This window comes from Acidovorax sp. FW305-C-20-28 (assembly GCF_058783375.1).
In genome coordinates, this window is the sequence record NZ_JBYSYM010000016.1 from 124,606 (window position 1) to 148,387 (window position 23,782).

Genomic DNA, 23,782 nt, shown 5'->3' on the forward strand with positions numbered 1-23,782 from the left:
CGGGAAGGGGCGCACAGCGCGCCCCCAAAAGATTTACAGGGTTTTGGTCAGCGTGACGATCACGCGCGACTTGTTGACAGGGCCGAAGTAGTCCTTCTTGTTGGCGCCCACCACGGCCGCGCCCAGCGACAGGCCCGAGCCGAAGTCATAGGCACCGCCCACGCTGTAGTCGATGTAGTTGGGGGCCACGATGTCGCCACCGAAGCGCGTGTAGCCCACCGATGCCTTGACGGTGATCTTGGGCGCCACTTCCTGCGCGAAGGCCAGGTTCAGATAGCCGGTGTTGCGGCCCTTGAAGCCGGGGCCGGCGTAGGCGAAGTAGTCCTTGGACAGGGTGTGCGAGTACTTGGCGGTCACGGGGCCGAAGGTGGCGGCGCCATAGACTTCGGTGGTGTTGCCGTTGCTGTTGCCGGGGTAGATGTAGGTCAGGAGGCCCACGTCCAGGTCGACCGAGCCGGCCTTGAACTTGTAGCCGCCGTAGACATCGGACTCGATGGAGTTGCGAGGCAGCCAGTCGACGCTGGAGTTCCAGTTGCCGACGTAGAAGCCCGATTCGCCGAAGGCGTAGTCGAAGCCGCCCTGGATGGCGGGCTTGACGGCCTTGACCTTGGAGGCATCCTGGTCCTGGCCACGGAACTTGTAGTTGGTGGTCAGGCTGACGTTGCCCGTCAGCTGGGCGCTGGCCAGCAGAGGCAGGGTTGCGACAAGGGCAGCGCCCAGGAACTTGATGGATGCGCGGGTCATGTTTCCTCCGGGTTGGACAAAGTAGGGACAAGCGCTTTAAGCATGGACCGTGCCATGCGCCACCGGCAGGCAATCCGCCCGCGATCGGGGCAGATGGGGATTCCCTATTAAAGTGAGGGTTGAGGGGATTGCAGGCACGCACCACCATGGTGCGATCGTGAAGCATTTCACGCCAGCGCACCATAAAACGCACCCATCTGGGGAGAAAGTCATCCATGAGTCTTGCTTTGGTGCAAAGCCGCGCCCTTCTGGGGCTGCGGGCACCGGCCGTCACCGTTGAAGTGCACCTGGCCAATGGCCTGCCCAGCTTCACCCTGGTGGGGCTGGCCGAGGTGGAGGTCAAGGAGGCCCGCGAGCGCGTGCGCTCGGCGCTGCAGAACGCCGGGCTCGAATTCCCCCACAACAAGCGCATCACCGTGAACCTGGCCCCGGCCGACCTGCCCAAGGATTCGGGCCGCTTTGACCTGCCCATCGCCCTGGGCATTCTCGCGGCCAGCGGGCAGATCGATGGCAGCCGGCTGGCGGGCCATGAGTTCGCCGGGGAGCTGTCGCTCTCGGGCGAGTTGCGCCCGGTGCGCGGGGCGCTGGCCACCAGCCTGGCCTTGCAGGCGCAGCAGATCACCGTGCAACTGGTGCTGCCGCCCGGCAGCGCCGAAGAGGCCGCCCTGGTGCCCGAGGCCCAGGTGGTGCGTGCGCGCCACCTGCTCGACGTGGTGGGCGCCTTCCTGCCGCCCGGCACCCCCGTGCCCGAGGGGGATGGCGAAGGCTTCACGCGCCTGCAGCCCACGCCCATGCTGGCCTCGCAGCAAGGGCCCGACATGGCCGACGTGAAAGGCCAGGCGATGGCCAAGCGCGCGCTGGAGATTGCCGCGGCCGGCGGCCACAGCGTGCTGATGGCCGGCCCGCCCGGCTCGGGCAAGTCCATGCTGGCGCTGCGCTTTGCCGGCTTGCTGCCGCCCATGACGGTGCAAGAGGCCCTGGAGAGCGCGGCCATTTCCAGCCTGGCGGGACGCTTCAGCCCCGAGCGCTGGGGCCTGCGGCCCACGGGTCAGCCCCACCATACGGCCAGCGCCGTGGCGCTGGTGGGGGGTGGCTCGCCACCGCGCCCCGGAGAGATTTCTCTGGCCCACCATGGAATTCTTTTTTTGGATGAGCTCCCGGAGTTCCCGAGGGCCGCCTTGGAGGCGTTGCGTGAACCGCTGGAAACCGGCCACATCGCCATCGCGCGCGCCGCACAGCGTGCCGACTACCCGGCCCGGTTCCAGATGGTCGCGGCCATGAACCCCTGCCCTTGCGGCTTTCTCGGCTCCACCCAGCGCGCCTGCCGCTGCACGCCCGACCAGATCGCGCGCTACCAGGGCAAGCTCAGCGGACCGCTGCTGGACCGCATCGACCTGCATGTGGAGGTGCCCGCCGTGCCTTCGGAGCAATTGCTCAAGGCGCCGCCCGGCGAGTCCAGTGCCGCGATCCGCGCGCGCGTGGTACAGGCCCGCGCCCGGGCCCTGGAGCGCCAGGGCAAGACCAACCAGGCGCTGCAAGGCCAGGAGATCGATGCCCACCTGCACCTGGAGGATGCGGCCGCCAAGTTCCTCAACACGGCTGCTGCGCGCCTGGGCTGGTCGGCGCGCAGCACGCACCGCGCGCTCAAGGTGGCGCGCACCATTGCCGACCTTGCGGGTGCGGATGCCACCGCTGTCGGACATGTCGCCGAGGCAGTGCAATACCGGCGCGTGCTGCGCAGTCCAGCCTGAACGCTATAGTCTCCCCACATCCTGCAGCATCACCCATGGCCAGCGCTTCCTCCCCCACCCTTGCACCCACTGCCACCGACGTGGTCGACAACAGCTATCTGCGCACGCTGGTGGGCTACAACGCACGCCGCGCGTCGTTGTCCATCATCGAGGTGTTCATGGAGCGCATGGCGGTCTATGGGCTCAAGGTGGTGGATTTCTCGGTGCTCTCGCTGGTGGCGCACAACCCCGGCATCACCTCGCGCCAGCTGTGCGCCACGCTGGGCGTGCTGCCCCCCAACCTGGTGGGCCTGATCGCCGCGCTGGACCGGCGCGGCCTGATCGAGCGCCGCCCGCACCCGAGCGACGGGCGCGCCATGGGCCTGCACCTGACCCCGGCCGGTGAAGACCTGTGCGGCCAGGCCGAGCAGACCGCAGCGCAGCTGGAGGTCGACGCCACGTCGCGCCTCACGGCGACCGAGCGCAAGACGCTGATCCGCCTGCTGCAGAAGGTCTACGACTGATCCTCTCGCGGCTCAGGCCTTCGCCGGCTTGTCCAGCCCCAGCAGGCGCACCGCATTGCCCTTGAGGATGCCGGGCATCACCTCGGGCTTGAAGCCGGCGTCCTGGAAATCCTTCATCCAGCGCTCAGGAGTGATCAGCGGGTAGTCGCTGCCGAACAGGATCCGGTCCTTGAGCAAGGTGTTGGCGTACTGCACCAGCTGCTTGGGAAAGTACTTGGGGCTCCAGCCCGACAGGTCGATCCAGACATTGGGCTTGTGCGTGGCGACCGACAGCGCCTCGTCCTGCCAGGGGAAGCTCGGGTGCGCCATGACGATCTGCATGTCGGGGAAGTCGATGGCCACATCGTCCAGGTGCATGGGGTTGCTGTACTCCAGGCGCAGGCCGCCGCCGCAGCGCATGCCGCTGCCGATGCCGCTGTGGCCGGTGTGGAAGATGGCAGGCATGCCGTACTCGGCGATCACCTCGTAGATCGGCCAGGCCATCTGGTCGTAGGGGTGGTAGCCCTGCACCGTGGGGTGGAACTTGAAGCCCTTGACACCGTGCTCCTCGATCAGGCGGCGCGCCTCGCGCGCCCCCATCTTGCCCTTGTGCGGGTCGATGCTGGCGAAGGCCATCATCATGTCGCTGTTGGCCTTGGCGGCCTCGGCAATCTCCTCGTTGGGGATGCGCCGGCGGCCCATCTTGGACTCGGCATCCACGGTGAACATCACCAGGCCGATCTTCTGTTCGCGGTAGTAGGCCACGGTCTCGGCGATGGTGGGCCGGCGGCCGTTCTTGAAGTACTTGTCGGCGGCGCGGTCGTACTCCTCGCCGTAGTTGTCGAACGGGTTCCAGCAGCTCACCTCGGCATGGGTGTGGATGTCGATGGCGATCAGGTTCTCGTGGTCCATATGTGTCTCCTATGGTGACCGGGCTTTCACGGCGCCGCCCTTCAGCATGCATCAGCGCACATGACGCAGATCAAGGGTAACTACTGATGAAAAACCGGCTTGGATTGCTTGAATTGGTTATTAACTATAACCACAATCCACCCATTACGAAAGCCACCATGACCCATCCAGACATCCATTTCGAGCTCTCCGGTGACGAGAAGGAGATCGCCGTCATCCGCCTGACGCGCAGCGCCAAACGCAATGCCCTGAACGACGGCCTGATCCTGGCCCTGCGCGACCTGTTCGAGAAGATGCCCGCCGGCGTGCGCGCCGCAGTCATCGACGGTGAAGGCCCGCACTTCTGCGCCGGCCTGGACCTGTCCGAGCTCAAGGAGCGCGACGCGGGCCAGGGCCTGTACCACTCGCGCATGTGGCATGCCGCGCTCGAGCGCGTGCAGTACGGCCCCGTGCCCGTGATCGCCGCGCTGCATGGCGCCGTGGTGGGCGGCGGGCTGGAGCTGGCCAGCGCCTGCCACATCCGCGTGGCCGACGAGTCCACCTTCTACGCGCTGCCCGAGGGCTCGCGCGGCATCTTCGTGGGCGGCGGCGGAGCCGTGCGCATCCCCAAGCTGATCGGCGCGGCGCGCATGACGGACATGATGCTCACCGGCCGCGTCTACAACGCGCAGGACGGCGAGAGGGCCGGCTTCGCCCAGTACCTGGTACCCGAGGGCCAGGCCTTCGCCAAGGCACTGGAGCTGGCCGCCCGCGTGGCGCAGAACGCACCGTTGACCAACTACGCGCTGATGCACGCCCTGCCGCGCATCGCCGAGCAGCCCGCGGACCAGGGCTTCCTCACCGAGGCCATGATGGCCGCGATCGCCCAGAGCGCGCCCGAGGCCAAGTCGCGCCTGGCGGACTTCCTGGAAGGCCGCGCCGCCAAGGTCCGCAAGGACTAGAGAAGGTGCGAACGAATCCGCCATGCCCGCTCATCCCGCCAAAACACGCGCGCTCGTCGTTGCAAATGCTCGCCATAGCCCGAGCTATGGCTGCGCTTTGCGCCTAGATCACACGCGTTTTGACGGCCTGCTCGGACACGTCGAATCCATTCACACCTTCTACCCCACCGCGCATCTCTCACGCATCTGATGGACATCGACCCATGAGCGACCTCTCCACTCCCCTGGCCCCGCCCCGCTACCGCCCCGTGCCCTTCGGCGTCACCCGCGTCAGCGTGCGCGAGGGGGCACCCGGCGTGCGCTACCTGCAGGCCGACCTGCCCCTGGGCGCCTATGCGCGCCGGGTCACGGACTACCTGGTGCACTGGGCCGAGGCGGAGCCCGAGCGCAGCTTCCTCGCGCGCCGTGTGCAGCACGCCGATGGCAGCACCGGCGACTGGCAGCACGTGACCTACGCGCAGGCACTGGACGCCGCGCGCAGCATCGGCCAGGCCCTGCTGGACCGGGGCCTTTCCGCCGAGCGCCCGGTGGTCGTGCTCAGCGAGAACAGCCTGGAGCATGCGCTGATGGCGCTGGGTTGCATCTATGCCGGCGTGCCCTACTGCCCGGTCTCGCCGGCCTATGCCACGGTGAGCCAGGACTACGACAAGCTGCGCCATGTGCTGGACACGCTGACGCCGGGCCTGGTGTTCGCGGCCGATGGCGCACGCTTTGGCCGCGCCATCACGGCCACCGTGGCAGCGGACGTGGAGGTCGTGCTGGCCCAGGGTGCCATCGAGGGCCGTGCGGCCACCACCTTCCAGAGCCTGCGCAATACCGTGGCCACGCCTGCCGTGGATGCGGCCATGCACGCCACCGGGCCGGGCACCATCGTGAAGTTCCTGTTCACCAGCGGCTCCACCAAGATGCCCAAGCCGGTGGTCAACACCCAGCGCATGTGGTGCGCCAACCTGCAGCAGATCACGCTGTCGCTGCCGGTGCTGGCCGAAGCCCCGCCGGTGCTGGTGGACTGGCTGCCCTGGAACCACACCTTCGGCAGCAACCACAACTTCGGCCTCACGCTGCAGCATGGCGGCACGCTCTACATCGACGACGGCAAGCCCACCGCGGCCCTGATAGCCGAGACCCTGCGCAACCTGCGCGAGATCGCGCCCACCGTGTACTTCAACGTGCCCACCGGCTTCGAGATGATCGCCGAGGCGATGAAGACCGACGCTGCGCTGCGCCGCCAGCTGCTGTCGCGCGTGCGCATGTTCTTCTACTCCGGCGCGGGCCTGGCCCAGCCCATCTGGGACAGCCTGCACGCCACGCAGGAGGCCGAGATCGGCGAACGCATCGTGATGTCCACCGGCCTCGGAATGACCGAGTCGGCCCCCTCGGCCATGTTCTGCAACAGCCCCGACGTGCGCTCGGGCCACATCGGTGCGCCCGTGCCGGGCATGGTGCTCAAGCTGGTCGACGTGGATGGCAAGACCGAGGTGCGCTACCGCGGCCCCAATGTGACGCCGGGCTACTGGCGCTCGGACGCCGCCACACGCGAGGCCTTCGACGACGAGGGTTATCTGTGCACGGGCGACGCCGTGCAGTGGATCGACGAGCAGGACATCCACCGCGGCCTGCGCTTCGATGGCCGCATCGCCGAGGACTTCAAGCTCTCCACCGGCACCTTCGTGAGCGTGGGCCCCATGCGCGCCAAGATCGTCGTGGCCGGCGCCCCCTACATCCAGGATGCGGTGCTCACCGGCCTGAACCAGAAGGAGGTGGGTGCCCTGCTGTTCCTCAGCCCCGCCTGCCGCGAAGTGAGCGGCCTGCCGGCCGACGCCTCCTGGTCCGAGGTCATCGCCAGCACCGGCGTGCGCCAGCGCATCCAGGCCGTCATCGACCACCTGGCACGCGAATCCACGGGCAGTGCCAGCCGCGTGGCCCGCGCACTGCTGATGGCCGAGCCACCCTCGCTCGACAAGGGCGAGATCACCGACAAGGGCTCCATCAACCAGCGCGCCGTGCTCAAGCACCGCGATGCCCTGGTGCAGGCCCTGCACGACGGCACCGCGCCCGGGACCCTCGTCCCCGCCGCCTGAAGCGCACCACCCAAAGGACATATTCCATGCAGATCCAAGGACAGACCGCCCTCGTCACCGGCGCCGCATCGGGCCTGGGCGAGGCCACCGCGCGCGAACTGGCGCGCCTGGGCGCCAAGGTTGCGGTGCTCGACGTGAACACCGCGCTGGCCATCCAGGTGGCCGAGAGCATCAACGCGCAGCACGGCACCGGCACGGCCGTGGCCTGCGCCTGCGACATCACCCAGACCGACAGCGTGGTGGCGGCCCTGGCCCAGGCCGAAGCGGCCCTGGGCCCGGCGCGCATCCTCATGAACGTGGCCGGCATCGGCAGCGCCAAGCGCGTGGTGCAGCGCGACGGCAGTGCCGCGCCGCTCGAAGACTTCGCCCGCGTGGTGGGCATCAACCTGATCGGCAGCTACAACATCAGCCGGCTGTTCGCCGCGGCCTGCGCCAAACTGGCGCCGCTCGACAACGGCGAGCGCGGTGTGATGGTGTTCACGGCCTCGGTGGCGGCCTTCGACGGTCAGGTGGGCCAGCAGGCCTACAGCGCCTCCAAGGGCGGCCTGGTGGGCATGACGCTGCCCATGGCACGCGACCTGGCGCAGCACGGCATCCGCGTGTGCACGGTGGCACCCGGCCTGTTCGCCACCCCGCTCATGAAGGAGTTGCCCGAGGCCGTGCAGCAGTCGCTGGCGGCCAGCATCCCCTTCCCGCCGCGCCTGGGCAAGCCCGAAGAGTTCGCCGAACTGGCGGCCCACATCGTGACCAACGGCCACCTCAACGGCGAGGTGATCCGGCTCGATGGCGCGCTGCGCATGGCGCCCAGATAGCCCCTTCCTGTTCCCTGCCCCGTCAACACACCATACCTATACCGGAGACAAGCATGACGACGACACGACGCCACCTTTTGCAAACCCTGGGCAGCGCTGCCGCGCTCGGTGCGCTCTACCCCCTGTCCGCCTTCGCGCAGGCGCTGGACCAGGTCAAGATCATGTACGGCTTTCCAGCCGGCAGCGCGGGCGACAGCGTGGCCCGGCGCGTGGCCGAAAAGCTGGGCGGCACGGCGTACAGCAAGAACCCGGGCTTCGTCGAGAACAAGCCGGGCGCCGGTGGCCGCATTGCGGTGGAAACGCTGAAGAACGCCCCCGCCGACGGCTCGGTGCTCACGCTGGCACCGGTCTCGGCCCTGTCGGTGTACCCGCACATCTACCCCAAGCTCAGCTACAAGCCCGAGGACGTGGTGCCCGTCTCCATCGGCGCGATCATGCACCACGGCCTGGCTGTGGGCCCGGGCGTGCCGGCCGAGGTGAAGACGCTCAAGGACTTCCTGGCCTGGGCCAAGGCCAATCCGGAGAAGGCCAGCTACGGCTCCCCCGGCGCGGGCTCCATGCCCCACCTGCTGGGTGCGCTGCTGGGCATCCGCTCGGGGGTAGAGCTCAAGCACGTGCCCTACCGCGGCACCGTGCCCAGCATCACCGACCTGGTGGGCGGCCAGATCGCTGCTGCCATGAATCCCAGCGGCGACTACCTGCAGTACATGAAGACCGGCCGCGTGCGCGTGCTGGCCACCTCGGGCAAGAAGCGCTCGCCCTACCTGCCCGATGTGCCCACCTTCATCGAGCTGGGCTATCCCGACGTGACCTCCGAAGAATGGTTCGGCTTCTACGCCCCGGCCAAGACGCCCGCCGCCACGCTGGCCAGTGCCAATGCGGCCATCACCGGCGCACTGAAGGACAAGACCGTGATCGACGCGCTGGGCGTCGTCGGCCTGGTGGCCCATGGCAGCACGGCGCAGGAGATGCTGGCCGACCAGAAAGCCGAGTTTGAGCGCTGGGGCCCGCTGGTCAAGCAGATCGGGTTCACGGCCGAGTCCTGATCTGCGGAGCGGGCGCTGCCGTGGACCGGCCCAGCCGGTTGCGGGGCGGCGTCCTGCCGTCAATGCCCCTTGCCCTTCCACGCCAGCCCACCGCGCAACGACCATGCAAGCACACCAGACCCTGGCCGATATCCAGCACCTGCTGAGCGAGGTGCTGCAGGCCCCTGCGCAGTGGCAGGCGCTGGCGCCGTTTGCCGACACCGATGGCGGGCTGGCGGCGCAGGTGTTGGACGAGGCCGCGAAGTTTGTCGACAGTGCCATCGCTCCGCTTCAGCGCCGTGGCGATGAAGAAGGTTGCCGCTTCGATGCGGGCACCGTCACCACGCCCGCTGGGTTCCGCGCGGCCTACCAGGACTTCTGGCAGGCGGGCTGGCCTTCTCTGGCCTGTGCACCCGAGGATGGTGGCCAGGGCCTGCCCGCGGTGCTCGAATGCGTGCTCTATGAATGGCTGGCCGGCGCCAACCATGGCTGGACCATGGCGCCCGGTCTGCTGCACGGCGCCTACGAATGCCTGCGCCACCATGGCAGCGAAGCCCTGAAGGCTCAGTACCTGCCGAAAATCGCCAGTGGCGAGTGGCTGGCCACCATGTGCCTGACCGAGGCCCATGCGGGCAGCGACCTGGGCCTGGTGCGCACGCGCGGCGTGCCGCAGGCCGATGGCAGCGTGCGCATGGACGGCAGCAAGATCTTCATCTCCGGCGGCGAGCACGACCTGACCGACAACATCGTGCACCTGGTGCTGGCGCGCCTGCCCGATGCGCCGGCCGGCCCCAAGGGGCTGTCGCTGTTCCTCGTGCCCAAGGTACTACCAGACGGCGGGCGCAATGCCGTGGTGTGCGAGCGCATCGAGGAAAAGATGGGCCTGCACGGCAGCCCCACCTGCGTGATGCGCTTCGACGATGCCACGGGCTGGCGGGTGGGCCAGCCCCACCAGGGCCTGGCCGCGATGTTCGTGATGATGAATGCCGCGCGCCTGCACGTGGGCCTGCAGGGGCTGGGGCTGCTGGAAGCCGCCTGGCAAAAGGCCAGCGCCTATGCACAGGAGCGCCGCCAGATGAGGGCGCCCAAGGCCGCAGGCCGCGCTGCATCCCCTGGCCCCGACCCGATTGCCGAACACCCGGCCATGCGCCGCATCCTGACCACGCAGCGCGCCTGGATCGATGGCGGGCGCGTGCTGGCCTACCACACGGCCCTGCAGCTCGACCTGGCGCACCACCATGCCGACGCCACCGAGCGCGCCGCGGCCCAGCGCTGGTGCGCGCTGGTCACGCCCGTGCTCAAGGCCGCGCTGACCGACCAGGCCTTCCACGGCGCGAGCGCCTGCCTGCAGGTCTTCGGCGGCCATGGCTATGTGCGCGAATGGGGCATCGAGCAGGTGGTGCGCGATGCGCGCGTGGCCATGATCTACGAGGGCACCAACGAGATCCAGGCCATCGACCTGCTGGTGCGCAAGGTGCTGGCCGATGGGGGCCAGGGCCTGTGCGCCCTGCTCGCCTCGCTGCGCCATGGCCTGCCGCAGGGCGACGCCGCCAACGCCCGGCGCAATGCCCTGGCCGACACCACGCGCGCACTGGCCGCCGCCGCGGTTACCGAGCCAGAACTGCCCTACTGGGTGGCCGACGACTACCTGCGCGCCGTGGCCCTGGTGCTGCTGGAATGGGCCTGGGCACGCATCGCCGCCGCCCCTGCCAGCCAGGGCCCGCGCTGGGCCGAACCGGCCGAGGCCTTTGCCACCTGGGTACTGCCCGAATTCGACATGCGCCTGGCCATCATCCGCCAGCGCCTGTCCACCGCCGCTGCCGACGTCCACCGACGTACCGCGCCCGCCATGGCTGCCGCCTGACGGTCCACGCCTTCCGCTTCCGCTTTCCCCCACCCCAGCGCTCCGAGGCTGCGCTGCGGGTCTGCCTGCCTGCGCCTTGCGACAACACACGAGGAGACAACACCATGAAGAAGAGGAACGAGGGTATCTGGAAGCTGCACGGACTGGGCCGCCCCCTGGCATGGGCGGCCCTGCCAGCGGCGGCACTGCTGGTCGCCGGCTGCGGTGGATCGGACGGTGGGCTGCGGCAACTGTCGGCGGCATCGCCGGGCACGCTGCAGTCCTGCGCCAACCTGGCCACCACGCTGGCACTGCCCAACACGCGCATCACCTCCGCCGTGCCCGTGGCGGAGGGCGAGCTCAAGGCCACCGGCGTGAACACCCCCATCCCGGCGCATTGCCTGGTCAAGGGCGCGATGAACCAGCGCACCAGCGCGGTCGACGGCGCGAGCTACGCCATCGGCTTCGAGATGCGCATGCCCGTGGCCTGGAACGGCCGCTTCCTCTACCAGGCCAATGGTGGCCTGGACGGCAGCGTGGTCACCGCCCTGGGCGCGACCAGCGGCGGTGCGCCCGTGGCACCGGCCTTGAGCCAGGGCTTCGCGGTGCTCAGCTCCGACGCGGGCCACAGCGCACCCACGCCCTTCTTCGGCGTGGACCCGCAGGCCCGGCTGGACTATGGCTACACCGCCGTTGGCAGCCTTACGCCCATGGCCAAGGACCTGATCAAGAGCGCCTACGGCAAGGCGCCGGACCGCTCGTACTTCGCGGGCTGCTCCAACGGCGGGCGCCACGCCATGGTGGCGGCTTCGCGCTATGCGGACCAGTACGACGGCATCCTGGCCGGCAACCCGGGCTTTCACCTGCCCAAGGCGGCCACGGCCCAGTTGTGGAAGGCCCAGCAGTACGCCAAGGTCTCCACACCCGACGCGAACGGCCAGCCCGATCTGAACACCTCGGTGACCGCGGCCGAGTACAGGCTGCTGGGCAGCCGCATCCTGGCCAAGTGCGATGCGCTCGATGGCGTGACCGATGGCCAGGTGAACGATGTGGCAGCCTGCCAGACGGCCTTCAACCTGCAGACCGATGTGCCCAGCTGCGCGCCGGGCGCCGCACGCGACGGCAGCTGCCTGACCCCGGCGCAGAAGACCGTGCTGGCCGACATCTTCGCCGGCCCCAAGAACAGCAAGGGCGAGGCGCTGTACACCGGCACCTGGTTCGACCCGGGTGTGGGCGGCACCAACTTCGCGCAGTGGCACCTGGGCTCGCCCGCCACGCGCGATGCCGGGGCCGTGGCCTTCATCTTCACCTCACCCCCGTCCACGGTGGCCGCCTTCAGTGCGACCACGGGCCTGCAGTACGCCCTGGCGTTCAGCATGGAGACCGACTACCCGAAGATGTTCGCCACCAGCGCGCTCTACCCCGAGTCGCCCTGGTCCTTCATGACGCCGCCCAATGAGGCCGACCTCGGTACCCTGAAGGACCGTGGCGCCAAGATGATGGTCTACCACGGCATCGCCGATGGCGTGTTCTCGCCCGTGGACACCGCGAACTGGATGGACCGCCTGCAGGCCAGCCACCAGGGCAATGCGGCCAGCTTTGCCCGCCTGTACATGGTGCCGAGCATGAACCACTGCTCGGGCGGCCCCGCCACCGACCAGTTCGACATGCTGGCCCCGCTGGTGCAGTGGGTGGAACAGGGCAAGGCCCCCGACACCGTGCTGGCCCAGGCGCGTGGCGCCGGGGCCAACGTGGTGAACGCGGAGCTGCCCGCCAGTTGGTCGGCCAACCGCACGCGCCCGCTGTGCGTCTACCCCAAGGTGGCGCGCTACAACGGCACGGGCGATGTGGAAAGCGCCAGCAGCTTCAGTTGCAGGTGAGCGGATGATTGCCGGGTAGCCACCCGGTCACAGCGGTAACAGGGGGTGAGCGCGATGGCGTCCGCCCCCTGGCCCCTGGCACACTGCGCTGAACTCCGAGGAGACAGCATGGAAACCCAGGAACTGCATCGCGGCCGGCTGATCGACCATATCCAGCTGGTGGTGCGCGATCTGCCGGCCAGCCAGGCCTTCTACAGCGCCATCTTCGAGGTGCTCAAGGTGCCCATGGGCGGCACCGCCGAAGACTACTTCTGGGCCGACGAGCTGTTCGTCTCCACCTCGAAGAGCGCCGCGGCCCAGGGCCACCTCACGGGCCGCCACCACCTGGCCTTCCAGGCGCAGGACGAGGCCATGGTGCAGGCCTTTTACAAAGCCGCACTGGCCCACGGCGGCAAGGACAACGGCGCGCCCGGCGAGCGGCCCTACCACCCCGGCTACTACGCGGCCTTTGTGCTCGACCCCGATGGCAACAACATCGAGGCGGTGTTCCACGGCAAGGCACAGCGCAGCGCGCCTTCCGTGAAGATCACGTTCTAGCCTCGGCAAAACGGTGGATGGTGCGCCCGTGCGCATCCACGGCCACCGTGACCGGAAAGTCCACCACCTCGAACTCGTGGATGGCCTCCATGCCCAGGTCGGCAAAGGCCAGCACGCGCGCCTTGCGGATCGCACGTGAGAGCAGGTAGGCCGCGCCGCCCGTGGCTGCCAGGTAGGCAGCGCCATGCTTTCGGATGGAGGCAATCGCCTCGGGCCCGCGCTCGGCCTTGCCCACCATGGCCAGCAGCCCGGTCTGCGCCAGCAGCGGCTCCACAAAGCGGTCCATGCGCGTGGCGGTGGTCGGGCCGGCCGGGCCCACGGCCTCGCCGGCCACGGCGTCCACCGGGCCCACGTAGTACAGGGTGCGGCCGCGCAGCTCCACCGGCAGCGGCTCGCCGCGCTGCAGCAGGTCCACCAGGCGCTTGTGCGCGGCATCGCGTGCGGTGAGCAGGGTGCCCGTGAGCAGCAGGGTCTGGCCGACCTTCCATCGGCCGACTTCGGCGCGGTTCAGCGTGTCCAGGTCCACGCGCACGGCATCCTCCACCGTGAAGTGGTCGGGAATGCCGTCCCAGGCATCGAGTGACAGGTCCGGCAGCGCGGCCGGGCCTGAACCGTCGAGTGTGAGGTGCAGGTAGCGCGTGGCCGCGCAGTTGGGGATCAGCGCCACGGGGATGGTGGCTGCATGGCAGGGCGCGGTGCGCACCTTCACATCGAGCACGGCCGAGAGCCCCCCGAGCCCCTGAGCGCCGATGCCGAGCGCATTGCTGCGCGCATGCAGGTCCAGACGCAAGGCTTCTTCGGGCGTGGCCGCGCCGCGTGCGCGCAGTGCGTCGATGTCGATGGCATCGAACAGCGAGCGTTTGGCCAGCAGCATGGCCTGCTCGGGGCTGCCGCCGATGCCGATGCCCAGCACGCCCGGCGGGCACCAGCCCGCGCCCATGCCGGGCAATTGCGCCAGCACCCAGTCGGCCACGCTGTCGCTGGGGTTGAGCGTGGCAAAGCGCGCCTTCACGTCGCCGCCGCCGCCCTTGGCCACCACCAGCAGCTCCAGCGCATCGCCCTCCACCAGTTCGCAGTGCACGATGGAAGGGGTGTTGTCGCGCGTGTTGGTGCGCGCACCGAGGGGATCGGCGACCATGGTCGCGCGCAAGGGGTTGGCCGGGTCGCCATAGGCGGTACGCACCGCTTCGTCCACCACGGCCTGCAGGCTGCGCAGCGGACCACCGTCATGGCGCACGAAGGACACGCCCATGCCGATGCGCAGGAACACCTGGGCCACCCCCGTGTCCTGGCACAGCGGGCGCCGGCCCAGGGCCGCCATGCGGCTATTGACCAGCAACTGGCCCATGGCGGCGCGCGCAGGGGCATGGGTTTCGGCCGCATGCGCGCGGCGCAGCGCGCGCACGAAGTCGGGCGGGTGCCGGTGGCTGATGAACTGCAGCGCCTGGGCGATGCTGGTGGCCAGGTCTTCCTGCGCGATGCGGGTCATGGGCTGTGTGGTCCGCTCAGTCGATCTGGATCTTGGCGTCGGTGGCCACCTTGCGCCACTTTTCCACCTCGGCTGCGGTGTGTTTCGCAAACGCCTCTGGGGCGTACTGCGCCTCGGGTAACAAATGGATGCCCTGGGTCGCCATGCGTGCCGTCCAGGTCTTGTCGGCCAGGGCCTTGAGGTAGGCCTGGTGGAGCTTTTGCACCACGTCCTTGGGCGCGCCCTTGGGTGCGTACAGGCCGTACCAGGTGGCGGCCTCGAAGCCGGGCAGGGTCTTGTCGGCCAGCGGGGCCACGTTGGGGTACTGCTGCGGCATGGGCGTGAGCGAGGTCAGCGCAATCGCATTGAGCCGCCCGCCCGTGACCTGGGGCAGCGCGGTGTTGCTCTGGTCGAACATGGCTTCCACCTGGCCGCCCACCAGGTCGTTCATGGCCGGCGCCGCGCCCTTGTAGGAGATGGAGGTGACCTCGATGCCGGCGCGCGACTCGAACAGCGCTGCGATCAGGTGCGAGGTGGAGCCCACGCCCGCATTGCCGAAGTTGATCTTGCGCGGGTTGGCCTTGGCCGCGGCGATGAGCTCGGCAGCCGTCTTGTAGGGCGAGCTTTTGGGCACCAGCAGCACCAGCGGGGTGTCGGGGAAGCGGAACACCGCGTCGAAGTCCTTGACCGGGTCGTAGGCCAGCTTCTTGTACAGCGAGGGCGCCGCGCCCATGTAGCCCATGTGGCCGACCAGGAAGGTGTAGCCGTCGGGCGCCGACTTGGCGGCCTTGGCCGCGCCGATGGTGCCGCCCGCGCCGGCCGCGTTCTCGATCACGATGGACTGGCCCACCTGCCGCCCCACCTTGTCGGCAATGTCGCGCGCCATGGCATCGGTGGGTCCGCCCGCCGCGAACGGCACGATCCAGGTGATCGGCTTGGCGGGCCAGGCCTGCTGGGCGTGGGCGAAGGTGGCGGCGCACAGCAATGCGGCGGCCGCACCAAGGGTCTTGGCGGTGTTCATGACGTGTCTCCTGGAATGGTTGTGGGAAGGAACGGAAAGCGCAAGAGGGGGCTGATCGGGTGCTCAGCGGTCGGTTGCCGCCGACGCGGCCACGGCACGGTCCACCATGGCGGGGGCCAGGCCCAGGTAGTTGGCGGGGTCGGTGAGCCGGTCGATGGCCGCGCGGTCGAAGTGGCGCACCACCTCGGGCAGCGCGGCCAGCGCCTCGGCCAGGGTGCCCCCCCGCTCGTTGACGGTGCGGCAGGCGCCGTAGACCACGTCGTGCGCCTGCTGGCGGCCCATGGCCGGGGCCAGGCCCATCATCACGGCCTCGGCCACGATCAGGCCGCGGCTGATACCGAGGTTGCTGCGCATGCGCGCCTCGTCCACGATCAGGCCGCCCAGCGCGAACTTGGCCTGGTGCAGCGCGCCGGCGGTCAGGACGAAGCTCTCGGGCAGCGCCAGCCATTCGGCATGCCAGGGGCCGGTGGCGCGCTCGAAGTCCTGCACCATGGCGTCGAGCATCAGCCCCGCCTGCTGGCGCACGGCCTTGGAGGCCGCCAGCATCAGCTCGCTGGAGATCGGGTTGCGCTTTTGCGGCATGGTGCTGCTCGCGCCCCGGCCCTTCACGAAGGGCTCGTAGACCTCGGCGAACTCGGTGGAGGCCATGATCATGATGTCCAGCGCAATCTTGCCCAGCGAGCCGGTGACCAGGGCCAGCAGGTTCACTGCCTCGGCAAAGCCGTCGCGCGCCACATGCCAGGTGGTCGCGGGCACGGCCAGGTTGAGTTCATCGGCCAGCGCGGCCTGCACCTCGAAGCCCTTGTCGCCCAGCGAGGCCAGCGTGCCCGCGGCCCCGGCGAACTGCACCACCAGCACGCGCTTGCGCAGCTCGGCCAGGCGCTCCTGGTGGCGGTCGAACATGGCCAGCCAGATGGCGACCTTGTAGCCAAAGGTCACGGGCAGGGCCTGCTGCAGGTGGGTGCGGCCGGCCATGGGCGTGTCGCGGTGCTTGGCTGCCAGCGCAGCCAGGATGCCGCGCAGTTCGCGGATATCGGCCTCCACCAGCGCCAGGCCGTCGCGCAGCTGCAGCACGTTGGCCGTGTCCATGATGTCCTGCGTGGTCGCGCCCCAGTGCACGTAGCGCCCGGCCTCGCCGCACATCTCCACGAGCTGGTGCACCAGCGGCAGGATGGGATAGCCCACGATGTCGGTCTCGTGCCGCATGTGATCGAAGTCCACGCGCTCCAGGCGCGACTCGCGGGCAATGGCTTCGGCCGCCTCGGCCGGAATCACGCCGCAGCGCGCCTCGGCACGGGCCAACGCCACCTCCACCTCGATGTAGCGCGCGATCAGCGTGCTGTCGGAGAACACCTCGCGCATGCGCGGCGTGCCGAAGGCATCGCGGAACAGCACCGAATCGAGGACCGTGCTGGCAGGGGAAAACAGGGAAGAGGACATGGCAGGCCGGATATGTTGATAAAATACGAACATATATAAATGTTCGAACAAATACGCTTGTATGAACTGTAGATATGTTCGAACAAAACTCAGCCTGGGGTTTTCCCTAGGCAGGAACCTGCCTGCATGACCACTGCCAAGCCCCCCGACCTCGCCCGCGACCTGTCCGAGGGCATTGCCTCCGGCCGCTACGCCGTGGGCACGTTATTGCCCACCGAGTTCGAGTTGTGCGCGCAGTACGGGCTGAGCCGCTACGCGGTGCGCAAGGCCCTGGACGGGCTGCAGGAGCTGGGCCTGATCTCGCGGCGCAAGAACGTGGGCACGCGCGTGGAGGCCCAGCGGCCCCAGGCCGGCTTCACGCAGTCCATCGCCACCGTGGAAGAACTCGCGCGCTTCGGCGCCGAGCACATGCGCACCGTGCAGTCGGTCAATGAGGTGGTTGCGGACCTGGCCCTCGCCCAGGACCTGGGCTGCCCCGGCGGCACGCGCTGGCTGCACATCGCCTGCCTGCGCATGGAGGGCGGCAGCACGCGCAAGGCGCGCCCCATCTGCTGGCTGGACCTGTACATCGACCCGGCCTACGCCGACATCGGCCCCATCGTGCGCGACGCGCCCGAGACCCTGGCCAGCACCCTCATCGAGGAGCGCTATGGCCGGCGCATCGCCCGCATCCGCCAGGACATCGAGGCCGTGCTGGTGCCGCGCGAGCATGCCGAGGCCCTGCGCGCCGAGGCCGGTGCGCCGGCGCTCAAGATCACGCGCCACTACCTCGACGCGGCCGACCAGGTGTTCGAGATCTCGGTCTCGCTGCACCCGGCAGACCGCTTCAAGTTCTCGCTGGAACTGAGCCGTTCGCGCGAGTAACAACGCTGCTGCTACCGTACTGACAAGCCGCTGTCAGCAGCAGGTCATCACCATCGGGGCTTCTTCATTCACACGCAAGGAGCACCCATGAAAAACGCCATCACCTGGTTCGAGATCCCCACCACCCAGCTGGACCGCGCCCAGGCCTTCTACGAGGCCGTACTGGGCCAGACCATGCGCCGCGAGGCCATGGGCCCGAGCGAAGGCGCAGTGTTCGCCTACGACCCCGAGGCCGATGGCACGGGCGGCGCCCTGCTCATGGGGCCGACCGCGCCGCAGCCCGCGCCCGGCGCCGGCACCCTGGTCTACCTGGATGCCTCGCCCTCGCTCGACGAGGCGCTGGACCGCGTGCTGGCCCAGGGCGGCCAGGTGGCCCTGCCGCGCCAAGCCCTGCCGCCGGGCCTGGGCTTCTTCGCGCACATCCATGACCTGGATGGCAACCGCGTGGGCCTGCATGCGCTGGCCTGAGCCGGCGCAATCGGCCCTGTGGGCCGAGGCTGCCCCGCCCGCTTCCCCACCGCGCGGCAACTGGATCGCCGTGGCCTGCGCCGACCATGCGCGGCGCGGCTGTGCCGAGCCCGGTGCCGGCTTCATGCAGGTCTGCCATGGCAAGGCGGCACCGCTGCGGCGCATGCAGGCAGGTGACCGCGTGGCCTACTACGCGCCCACGGTCAGCATGGGCGGCAGCGACCGGCTGCAGGCCTTCGTCTCCGTGGGTCTGGTGAAGACCGGCGATCCCTATGCCTTCGACATGGGCGGCGGCTTCGTGCCCTACCGCCGGGGCGTGGACTATGTGCCGGCCCGCGAGGCGCCCATCGCGCCGCTGCTCGACCACTTCGACTTCGTGCAGGACCGCACGCGCTGGGGCTATGCATTCCGCTTCGGCCTGGTGGCCATCAACGACCATGACATGCGCCTCATTGCCGACGCCATGGGCGCGGACCGCAACAGCCTGATGTTCAACTGAGAGTCACGGCGCCGTGGCGCCAGGCACATAGGCATCGATGGGGGCAGGCTCCTGGTCGCCCGGCCCCTGCAGGGCGAGCTTGGACCAGGACCAGTACTCGACGTCTGCCGCCTTGTAGCTCCCGTAGGACTGCCCGCCCCAGGAGAAGAACGAGCCGGTGTGGCCGGTGGAAAGGGTGTGGATGCCCACGGCCAAGGCACCGTCCTTCATGCGCGCCAGGCGAAAGCCGCGGCGGATGCTGGTGCCGCCGTAGTGGTTGGCGGCAGAAGTGTCCCTGGGCTTCAGTTCGAGCATGCCCGACGTACAGCCCAGCTCGCTTCTGCCATAGGTGGCCAGGCTCCACTGCCTGGCGAGCACATTGCGCACATTGCGCGCCCGGTTCACCAGCCGCGTGCGCACCACCGTCTGCCCGCCTGGCGGTTGCTGTACCCAGATCTGCATCTCCCGACCGTTGACAGGCACTGGAAGCCCGCCATCCCACGGCGTGCGGTTGCTGGGGATCTTGCCCCCTGCATATTCACCAGCCACCGGCGGCCAGGCGTAGACGCCTTGCAGGGACGGGCAGCCGACCAGCGAACTCTGCCTGGCCCCGAATTCCGCCGGTGGCTCGGGTGCGCCACGAACGTCGTTGCCACACGCAGCCAGCAGCAGGCACCAAGCCGCAAAGGCTGTGCAGCATGCCATCCGGTACAGGTCCATCCGATGGAACTCCATGGTCAAAGGGGTTCCATTGTGGCGAATAGTCCACTGACTAGGGATGCGCCGGCCCCGCCCGTACCCGCGCCAGCGCCGCCGGCACATCGGTCCAGGCCGGCCGGCCCGGGGCGTAGCGCTGGCGCATATAGCCCGCCAGTTCGGTGATCTGCGCATCGCTGAGCGCATGGCCGAAACCCGGCATGAAGCCCAGCTCGCGTGAAGCGGGCTCGCGGATGCCATGGACGATGACTTGCAGCAGGTTGTCGGGCCGGTCGCTGTGCAGGTTGCTGTTGAGCGCCAGCGGCACATTGGCGCCCAGCAGCTTGGGGCCGTCGCCATCGTGGTGGCAGGCAGCGCAAGCGCCGTTGAACAGGCGCTGGGCCTGGCCGGGCTGGGGCGCCAATGCGGCCGCCCGCGCCACGGCGGCCTGGGCCTTTGCCGCAGCGTCGGCGGCGGGTTCCGGGGCCGCATTGAACGAGGCCAGGTAGGTGGCCATGGCGCGGATGTCTTCGTCGGGCAGTTGCGCCAGTTCCTGCACCACCGGCGCCATGGGGCCCGAGGCCACGCCGTGCTCCGGGCTGTGGCCCTTGCGCAGGTAGCTGTAGAGCGAATCGGCGGTCCAGGGCACGGGGGCTTTGGAGAGGCCCGTGAGCGCAGGCGCCTCCCAGCCATCGACCTGCGCGCCCGAGAGGAAGGCCGCGCCGCCCATCTCCGCCCCCAGCGCGTTGCGCGGCGTGTGGCAGGCGCCGCAGTGGCCGGCCCCCTGCACCAGGTAGGCGCCGCGGTTCCATTCGGGCGGGCGCGTGGGGTCGGGCTTCCAGGGCGTGGCATCGTGGAACAGCGCGTTCCAGCCGGCCATGAGCGGGCGAACGCTGAACGGGAAGGCCAGTTGCGTTTTCGGCACCTCAGCGCGCACCGGCGGCTGGGCCATGAGCCAGGCGTACAGCGCGGTCAGATCGTCGTCACTCATCTTGGCGAACGAGGTGTAGGGGAAGGCGGGGTACAGGTGCTTGCCGTCGCGCGAGATGCCCTCGCGCATGGCGCGCTGGAAGGCGCTGAAGGACCACTGGCCGATGCCGGTCTCCGCATCGGGCGTGAGGTTGGTGGTGTAGACCGTGCCGAAGGGCGTGTCCATGGCACGCCCGCCGGCATTGGGCGTGCCGCCGGCTGCGGTGTGGCAGACCACGCAGTCGCCAGCCGCGGCGACCAGGCGACCGCGCTCGATGGTGGCGGCGTTGTAGACCGAGGCACCGCCCGCCGTCTGCGCCACCGGTGCGATGGCCGGGCGCCAGCCCAGCAATGCGGCGCCCATGGCCAGGCCGCCCGCAACCAAGGCCAGCGCCCGCCCCCAGGGGCTGCGCTTTTTGGGCCAGGTGGCGGTAGCCGGTACGGCGGGCGCAGGCAGCTCCAGCGTGGGCAGCACATCGGCCGGCTGCACCGGCGAGGCTTCGGGGGCACTACCGCCCTGCCCTGAGGCCGCGCCCAGCGGGTTGAGGCCCGCGCGCACCACCTCGGGTGTGAACGGCGGCGCGCGAAAGCGCACGCCCGTGGCATCGAAGATGGCGTTGGCGATGGCCGCCGTGCCGGGCACCGAGGAGGATTCGCCCGAGCCCAGCGGCGCCTCGTCCTGCCGGGGCATGTGCATGACCTCGATGACCGGCACCTCGCGGAAGCTCAGGATGGGGTAACTGCCCCATTCGCGCGTGTCCACGGCCTGCGTGACCGGATCGAAGCGCACCTGCTCCTTGAGCGCGCGGCTGGTGGTCTGCACCACGTTACCGTGCACCTGGTGCTCCACGCCTGCAGGGTTGACCATGAGGCCGGTATCGTGGCCCACGACCACGCGGCGCACATGCACCTCGCCGGTCTTCTTGTTCACGTCCACGTCGGCCACCCAGGCGGCCCAGGCGGCGCCGAAGCCTGGCCACTTGCTGTGGATGTAGCGCGCGTAGGCAAAGCCCTGGCCCTGCACCCAATCGCCATCGACTCCTTGCAGGTCACCCGGGCCAGGCACGCGCGGCCCGGTGTGCGGCAGCCAGCCGGCCTTCTCGGCCGTGGCCTTGACGAGTTCTGCCGCGCGCGGGTCGCTCAGCAGTTGCAGGCGGAACTCGACCGGGTCCACACCGGCGGCCGTGGCCAGCTCGTCCACATAGGATTCGTGCGCGAAGGAATTGGGCAGGGCAGAGACGCCGCGCAGCCACGAGGCGCGCACGATGGGCGCCATGTCGTTCACGGCCACGCGCAGGTTGTCGTAGTCGTAGGGCGGGCGTGCCGTGCGGTCGCCCATCTCGTAGGCCTGGGCCAGCGGCTCGATGGTGCGGGTGAGCAACAGGGCCAGCGTGGGCGCGCCGTTGGACGGGTACGAGGTCTCGAAATCGTAGGCCGCCACCGAGCCATCGGCGTTGAGACCGCCGCGCACCTGCATGAGCTGGGCCGTGCCCTTGGGCTCCCACAGGTGCTCCTGCTCGCGCGTGAGCTGCACGCGCACGGGCGCGCCCACGGCGCGCGAGAGCAGCGCGGCATCGGCCGCCACATCGTCGGCGCCGTTGCGGCCATAGCAGCCTGCGGCCTCCATGCGCACCAGGTCGATGTCCACGTCGGCCAAGCCCATCAGGCGCGCCAGGTCGGCGCGCAGCACATGGGGGTTCTGCGTGCCGGCCCAGACGGCCATGCGCGCGCGGCCGGAGGCATCGTCCTGGCGCCACTCGGCCACCGCACACGAGGGGCCGATGGAGCCGTGCAGCTGGTAGGGCCAGACATAGGTGCGCGGCATGGACTGCTCGGCACCGGCCAGGGCCGCGTCCACGTCACCCTCGTCCACCAGGCGGCGCTGGGTAGAGGGGTTGGTGCGGATGGCCTGCGCAATGGCTTCGGGGCTGTCCTGCCGGGGAAAGCCGGGCCAGGGTTTCCAGCGCACCACCAGGCAGCGCTGGGCCTCCTCGGCCTGTTCCTCGCGCTCGGCGACGATGCCCACGAAGTCGCGGATGACCACCACGGCGCGGATGCCCGGGATGTGGGCGATGGACGACTGGTCCACCGACTCCAGCGTGTTGCCGATGAAGTCGCCATGGTCGGCCCCTGCATAGGGCGGGCGCACGACGCGGCCATGCAGCATGCCGGGCACGCGCATGTCGTGCACGAAGACCAGCTCGCCGCTGACCTTGGCCGGTATGTCCACGCGCTGCACCGACTGGCCCACCACCGTGTAGTCGGCCGTGGGCTTGGTGGGCGTGGCGTCGGCCAGCTCCAGCGCGGTGTGCGTTCCGGCGAGCAGTTCGCCATAGGCCACCTGGCGCGCCGGGTCGGCCGCCACCTGCACCATGCCGGCACGCACCTGCAGCGCGTCGGCAGCCACGCCCAGGTGCTCTGCGGCCCGGGCCAGCAAGCAGTGGCGTGCCTGGGCCGCCGCGATGCGCAGCGGCCTGGCATGGATCTGGATCGAGGCGCTTGCAATCGTGGCGCCCTGGTTGGGCGCCCGCGTGGTATCGCCCAACACCATGTTCACATGCGCCAGCGGCACTTCGAGTTCTTCGGCCACGATCTGCGCCAAGGCCGTGCGAATGCCGGTGCCCAGGTCCACATGGCCGTTGAGCGCGGTCACGCTGCCGTCGTCCCAGACGGCGATCAGGATCTCCACCCCCTCGGCCGGGTTGCCGGCCACCAGGGCCGGCTGGCCCTTGACGGGCGGCGGCGCGGGCGGCGGGTTGCGCACCACCAGCAGCACGCCCTGGGCCGCATGGAAGTCGGCACGCGTGAGCGGGCTGTGCGCGCGCAGCGAGGAAGCAGCAGGTGCGTTCATGCCGCCACCCCGCGCACCAGCACGGCCGCGCGCTGCACGGCGCGGATGATCTCCACATGCGTGCCACAGCGGCACAGGTTGCCCGAGAGCTCACGGCGGATGGCGGCCTCGTCGGGATCGGGGTTGCGCTCGAGCAGCGCCACCGCCATCATCACCATGCCGCTCAGGCAGTAGCCGCACTGGGCCGCCTGTTCATCGACAAACGCCTGCTGCACCGGGTGCAGGCCGGCATCGCACGCCGTGCCCTGGCAGCGCGCGGGCAGGCCCTCCAGCGTGGTCACCTCGCGGCCTGCCACGCCGCGCGCGGGGATCACGCAGGCCCGCGCCGCCACCCCATCCACCAGCACCGTGCAGGCGCCGCACTGGCCCAGGCCGCAGCCGTACTTGGGACCGTTGAGCGAAAGGTCGTTGCGCAACACATGCAGCAGCGTGGCGCCCGCGCTAGGGGTGCCTGCTGGCAATTCACATGGCTGGCCGTTGACGGAAAGGGAGAGAACGGTGGCTGGGGTCTGCATTGTT

Annotated in this window: 20 protein-coding genes; 12 read left to right on the forward strand and 8 right to left on the reverse strand. The window is 69.5% G+C overall.

From position 1 onward, the window contains the following. Positions 1-33: 33 nt before the first annotated feature. Positions 34-744, reverse strand: coding sequence for a TorF family putative porin (locus AC3WOH_RS19090; protein ID WP_492230887.1), 711 nt, complete (start codon positions 742-744; stop codon positions 34-36). A 215-nt stretch (positions 745-959) separates the two neighbouring features. Between AC3WOH_RS19090 and AC3WOH_RS19095 the strand changes: the two genes are divergently transcribed. Both AC3WOH_RS19095 and AC3WOH_RS19100 read left to right on the forward strand, forming a co-directional pair. Continuing rightward, a complete protein-coding gene (locus tag AC3WOH_RS19095; protein ID WP_492230888.1) occupies positions 960-2,495 on the forward strand; it encodes a YifB family Mg chelatase-like AAA ATPase in 1,536 nt (511 codons plus the stop codon). Between the two features lie 35 nt (positions 2,496-2,530). Beyond that, positions 2,531-2,998 (forward strand): MarR family winged helix-turn-helix transcriptional regulator, encoded by a 468-nt coding sequence (locus AC3WOH_RS19100; RefSeq protein ID WP_492230889.1) that lies wholly within the window; start codon positions 2,531-2,533, stop codon positions 2,996-2,998. A 12-nt stretch (positions 2,999-3,010) separates the two neighbouring features. Here the strand turns inward: AC3WOH_RS19100 and AC3WOH_RS19105 are convergent, their stop codons facing one another. Next, complete coding sequence (locus AC3WOH_RS19105; RefSeq protein ID WP_184854987.1) at positions 3,011-3,889, reverse strand: amidohydrolase family protein; 879 nt, start codon at positions 3,887-3,889, stop codon at positions 3,011-3,013. A 158-nt stretch (positions 3,890-4,047) separates the two neighbouring features. On the opposite strand from AC3WOH_RS19105, the gene AC3WOH_RS19110 reads away from it, so the two are divergent. From AC3WOH_RS19110 to AC3WOH_RS19140, 7 genes are all read left to right on the forward strand, one after another. Then, the gene (locus AC3WOH_RS19110) at positions 4,048-4,830 is read left to right on the forward strand and encodes a crotonase/enoyl-CoA hydratase family protein (protein WP_492230890.1); all 783 of its coding nucleotides are present in this window, start codon (positions 4,048-4,050) and stop codon (positions 4,828-4,830) included. A 203-nt stretch (positions 4,831-5,033) separates the two neighbouring features. Continuing rightward, positions 5,034-6,911: a feruloyl-CoA synthase gene (locus AC3WOH_RS19115; RefSeq protein ID WP_492230891.1), complete on the forward strand. Its 1,878-nt coding sequence runs from the start codon at positions 5,034-5,036 to the stop codon at positions 6,909-6,911. Between the two features lie 26 nt (positions 6,912-6,937). Then, positions 6,938-7,723: an SDR family NAD(P)-dependent oxidoreductase gene (locus AC3WOH_RS19120; RefSeq protein WP_492230892.1), complete on the forward strand. Its 786-nt coding sequence runs from the start codon at positions 6,938-6,940 to the stop codon at positions 7,721-7,723. A gap of 53 nt (positions 7,724-7,776) precedes the next feature. Continuing rightward, the gene (locus AC3WOH_RS19125) at positions 7,777-8,769 is read left to right on the forward strand and encodes a Bug family tripartite tricarboxylate transporter substrate binding protein (protein ID WP_492230893.1); all 993 of its coding nucleotides are present in this window, start codon (positions 7,777-7,779) and stop codon (positions 8,767-8,769) included. 103 nt (positions 8,770-8,872) lie between these two features. Next, entirely contained in the window at positions 8,873-10,612 is a 1,740-nt protein-coding gene (locus AC3WOH_RS19130) for an acyl-CoA dehydrogenase family protein (RefSeq protein ID WP_492230894.1), read from the forward strand. 104 nt (positions 10,613-10,716) lie between these two features. Next, entirely contained in the window at positions 10,717-12,471 is a 1,755-nt protein-coding gene (locus AC3WOH_RS19135) for a tannase/feruloyl esterase family alpha/beta hydrolase (RefSeq protein WP_492230895.1), read from the forward strand. Positions 12,472-12,579: 108 nt separating this feature from the next. Next, positions 12,580-13,008 carry a VOC family protein gene (locus AC3WOH_RS19140; RefSeq protein ID WP_492230896.1) on the forward strand — a complete coding sequence of 143 codons (429 nt, stop codon included), beginning with the start codon at positions 12,580-12,582 and terminating at the stop codon, positions 13,006-13,008. On the opposite strand, the gene AC3WOH_RS19145 is transcribed toward AC3WOH_RS19140, so the two are convergent. From AC3WOH_RS19145 to pcaB, 3 genes are all read right to left on the reverse strand, one after another. Further along, the gene (locus AC3WOH_RS19145; protein ID WP_492230897.1) at positions 12,998-14,497 is read right to left on the reverse strand and encodes a fumarate hydratase; all 1,500 of its coding nucleotides are present in this window, start codon (positions 14,495-14,497) and stop codon (positions 12,998-13,000) included. The two genes, AC3WOH_RS19140 and AC3WOH_RS19145, sit on opposite strands and share 11 nt — an antisense overlap. A 16-nt stretch (positions 14,498-14,513) precedes the next feature. Next, positions 14,514-15,497, reverse strand: a complete 984-nt coding sequence (locus AC3WOH_RS19150) for a tripartite tricarboxylate transporter substrate-binding protein (RefSeq protein ID WP_492230898.1) — start codon at positions 15,495-15,497, stop codon at positions 14,514-14,516. Between the two features lie 63 nt (positions 15,498-15,560). Further along, entirely contained in the window at positions 15,561-16,937 is a 1,377-nt protein-coding gene (pcaB, locus tag AC3WOH_RS19155) for a 3-carboxy-cis,cis-muconate cycloisomerase (RefSeq protein WP_492230899.1), read from the reverse strand. A 126-nt stretch (positions 16,938-17,063) separates the two neighbouring features. Here pcaB and AC3WOH_RS19160 point away from each other — a divergent pair, with 126 nt between their 5' ends. The 3 genes from AC3WOH_RS19160 to AC3WOH_RS19170 all read left to right on the forward strand — a co-directional run bounded on the left by AC3WOH_RS19160 (position 17,064) and on the right by AC3WOH_RS19170 (position 18,768). Then, positions 17,064-17,801, forward strand: a complete 738-nt coding sequence (locus tag AC3WOH_RS19160) for a GntR family transcriptional regulator (protein ID WP_492230900.1) — start codon at positions 17,064-17,066, stop codon at positions 17,799-17,801. A gap of 87 nt (positions 17,802-17,888) precedes the next feature. Next, complete coding sequence (locus AC3WOH_RS19165; RefSeq protein ID WP_492230901.1) at positions 17,889-18,269, forward strand: VOC family protein; 381 nt, start codon at positions 17,889-17,891, stop codon at positions 18,267-18,269. Then, positions 18,226-18,768 carry an EVE domain-containing protein gene (locus AC3WOH_RS19170; RefSeq protein ID WP_492230902.1) on the forward strand — a complete coding sequence of 181 codons (543 nt, stop codon included), beginning with the start codon at positions 18,226-18,228 and terminating at the stop codon, positions 18,766-18,768. Before AC3WOH_RS19165 ends, AC3WOH_RS19170 begins: the two co-directional genes overlap by 44 nt. A gap of 3 nt (positions 18,769-18,771) precedes the next feature. On the opposite strand, the gene AC3WOH_RS19175 is transcribed toward AC3WOH_RS19170, so the two are convergent. From AC3WOH_RS19175 to AC3WOH_RS19185, 3 genes are all read right to left on the reverse strand, one after another. Then, positions 18,772-19,209: a hypothetical protein gene (locus tag AC3WOH_RS19175; RefSeq protein WP_492230903.1), complete on the reverse strand. Its 438-nt coding sequence runs from the start codon at positions 19,207-19,209 to the stop codon at positions 18,772-18,774. Positions 19,210-19,519: 310 nt separating this feature from the next. Then, complete coding sequence (locus AC3WOH_RS19180; RefSeq protein ID WP_492230904.1) at positions 19,520-23,263, reverse strand: molybdopterin cofactor-binding domain-containing protein; 3,744 nt, start codon at positions 23,261-23,263, stop codon at positions 19,520-19,522. Next, positions 23,260-23,778, reverse strand: coding sequence for a (2Fe-2S)-binding protein (locus AC3WOH_RS19185; protein WP_492230905.1), 519 nt, complete (start codon positions 23,776-23,778; stop codon positions 23,260-23,262). The genes AC3WOH_RS19180 and AC3WOH_RS19185 overlap by 4 nt, the downstream gene beginning before the upstream one ends. Positions 23,779-23,782: the final 4 nt, after the last annotated feature.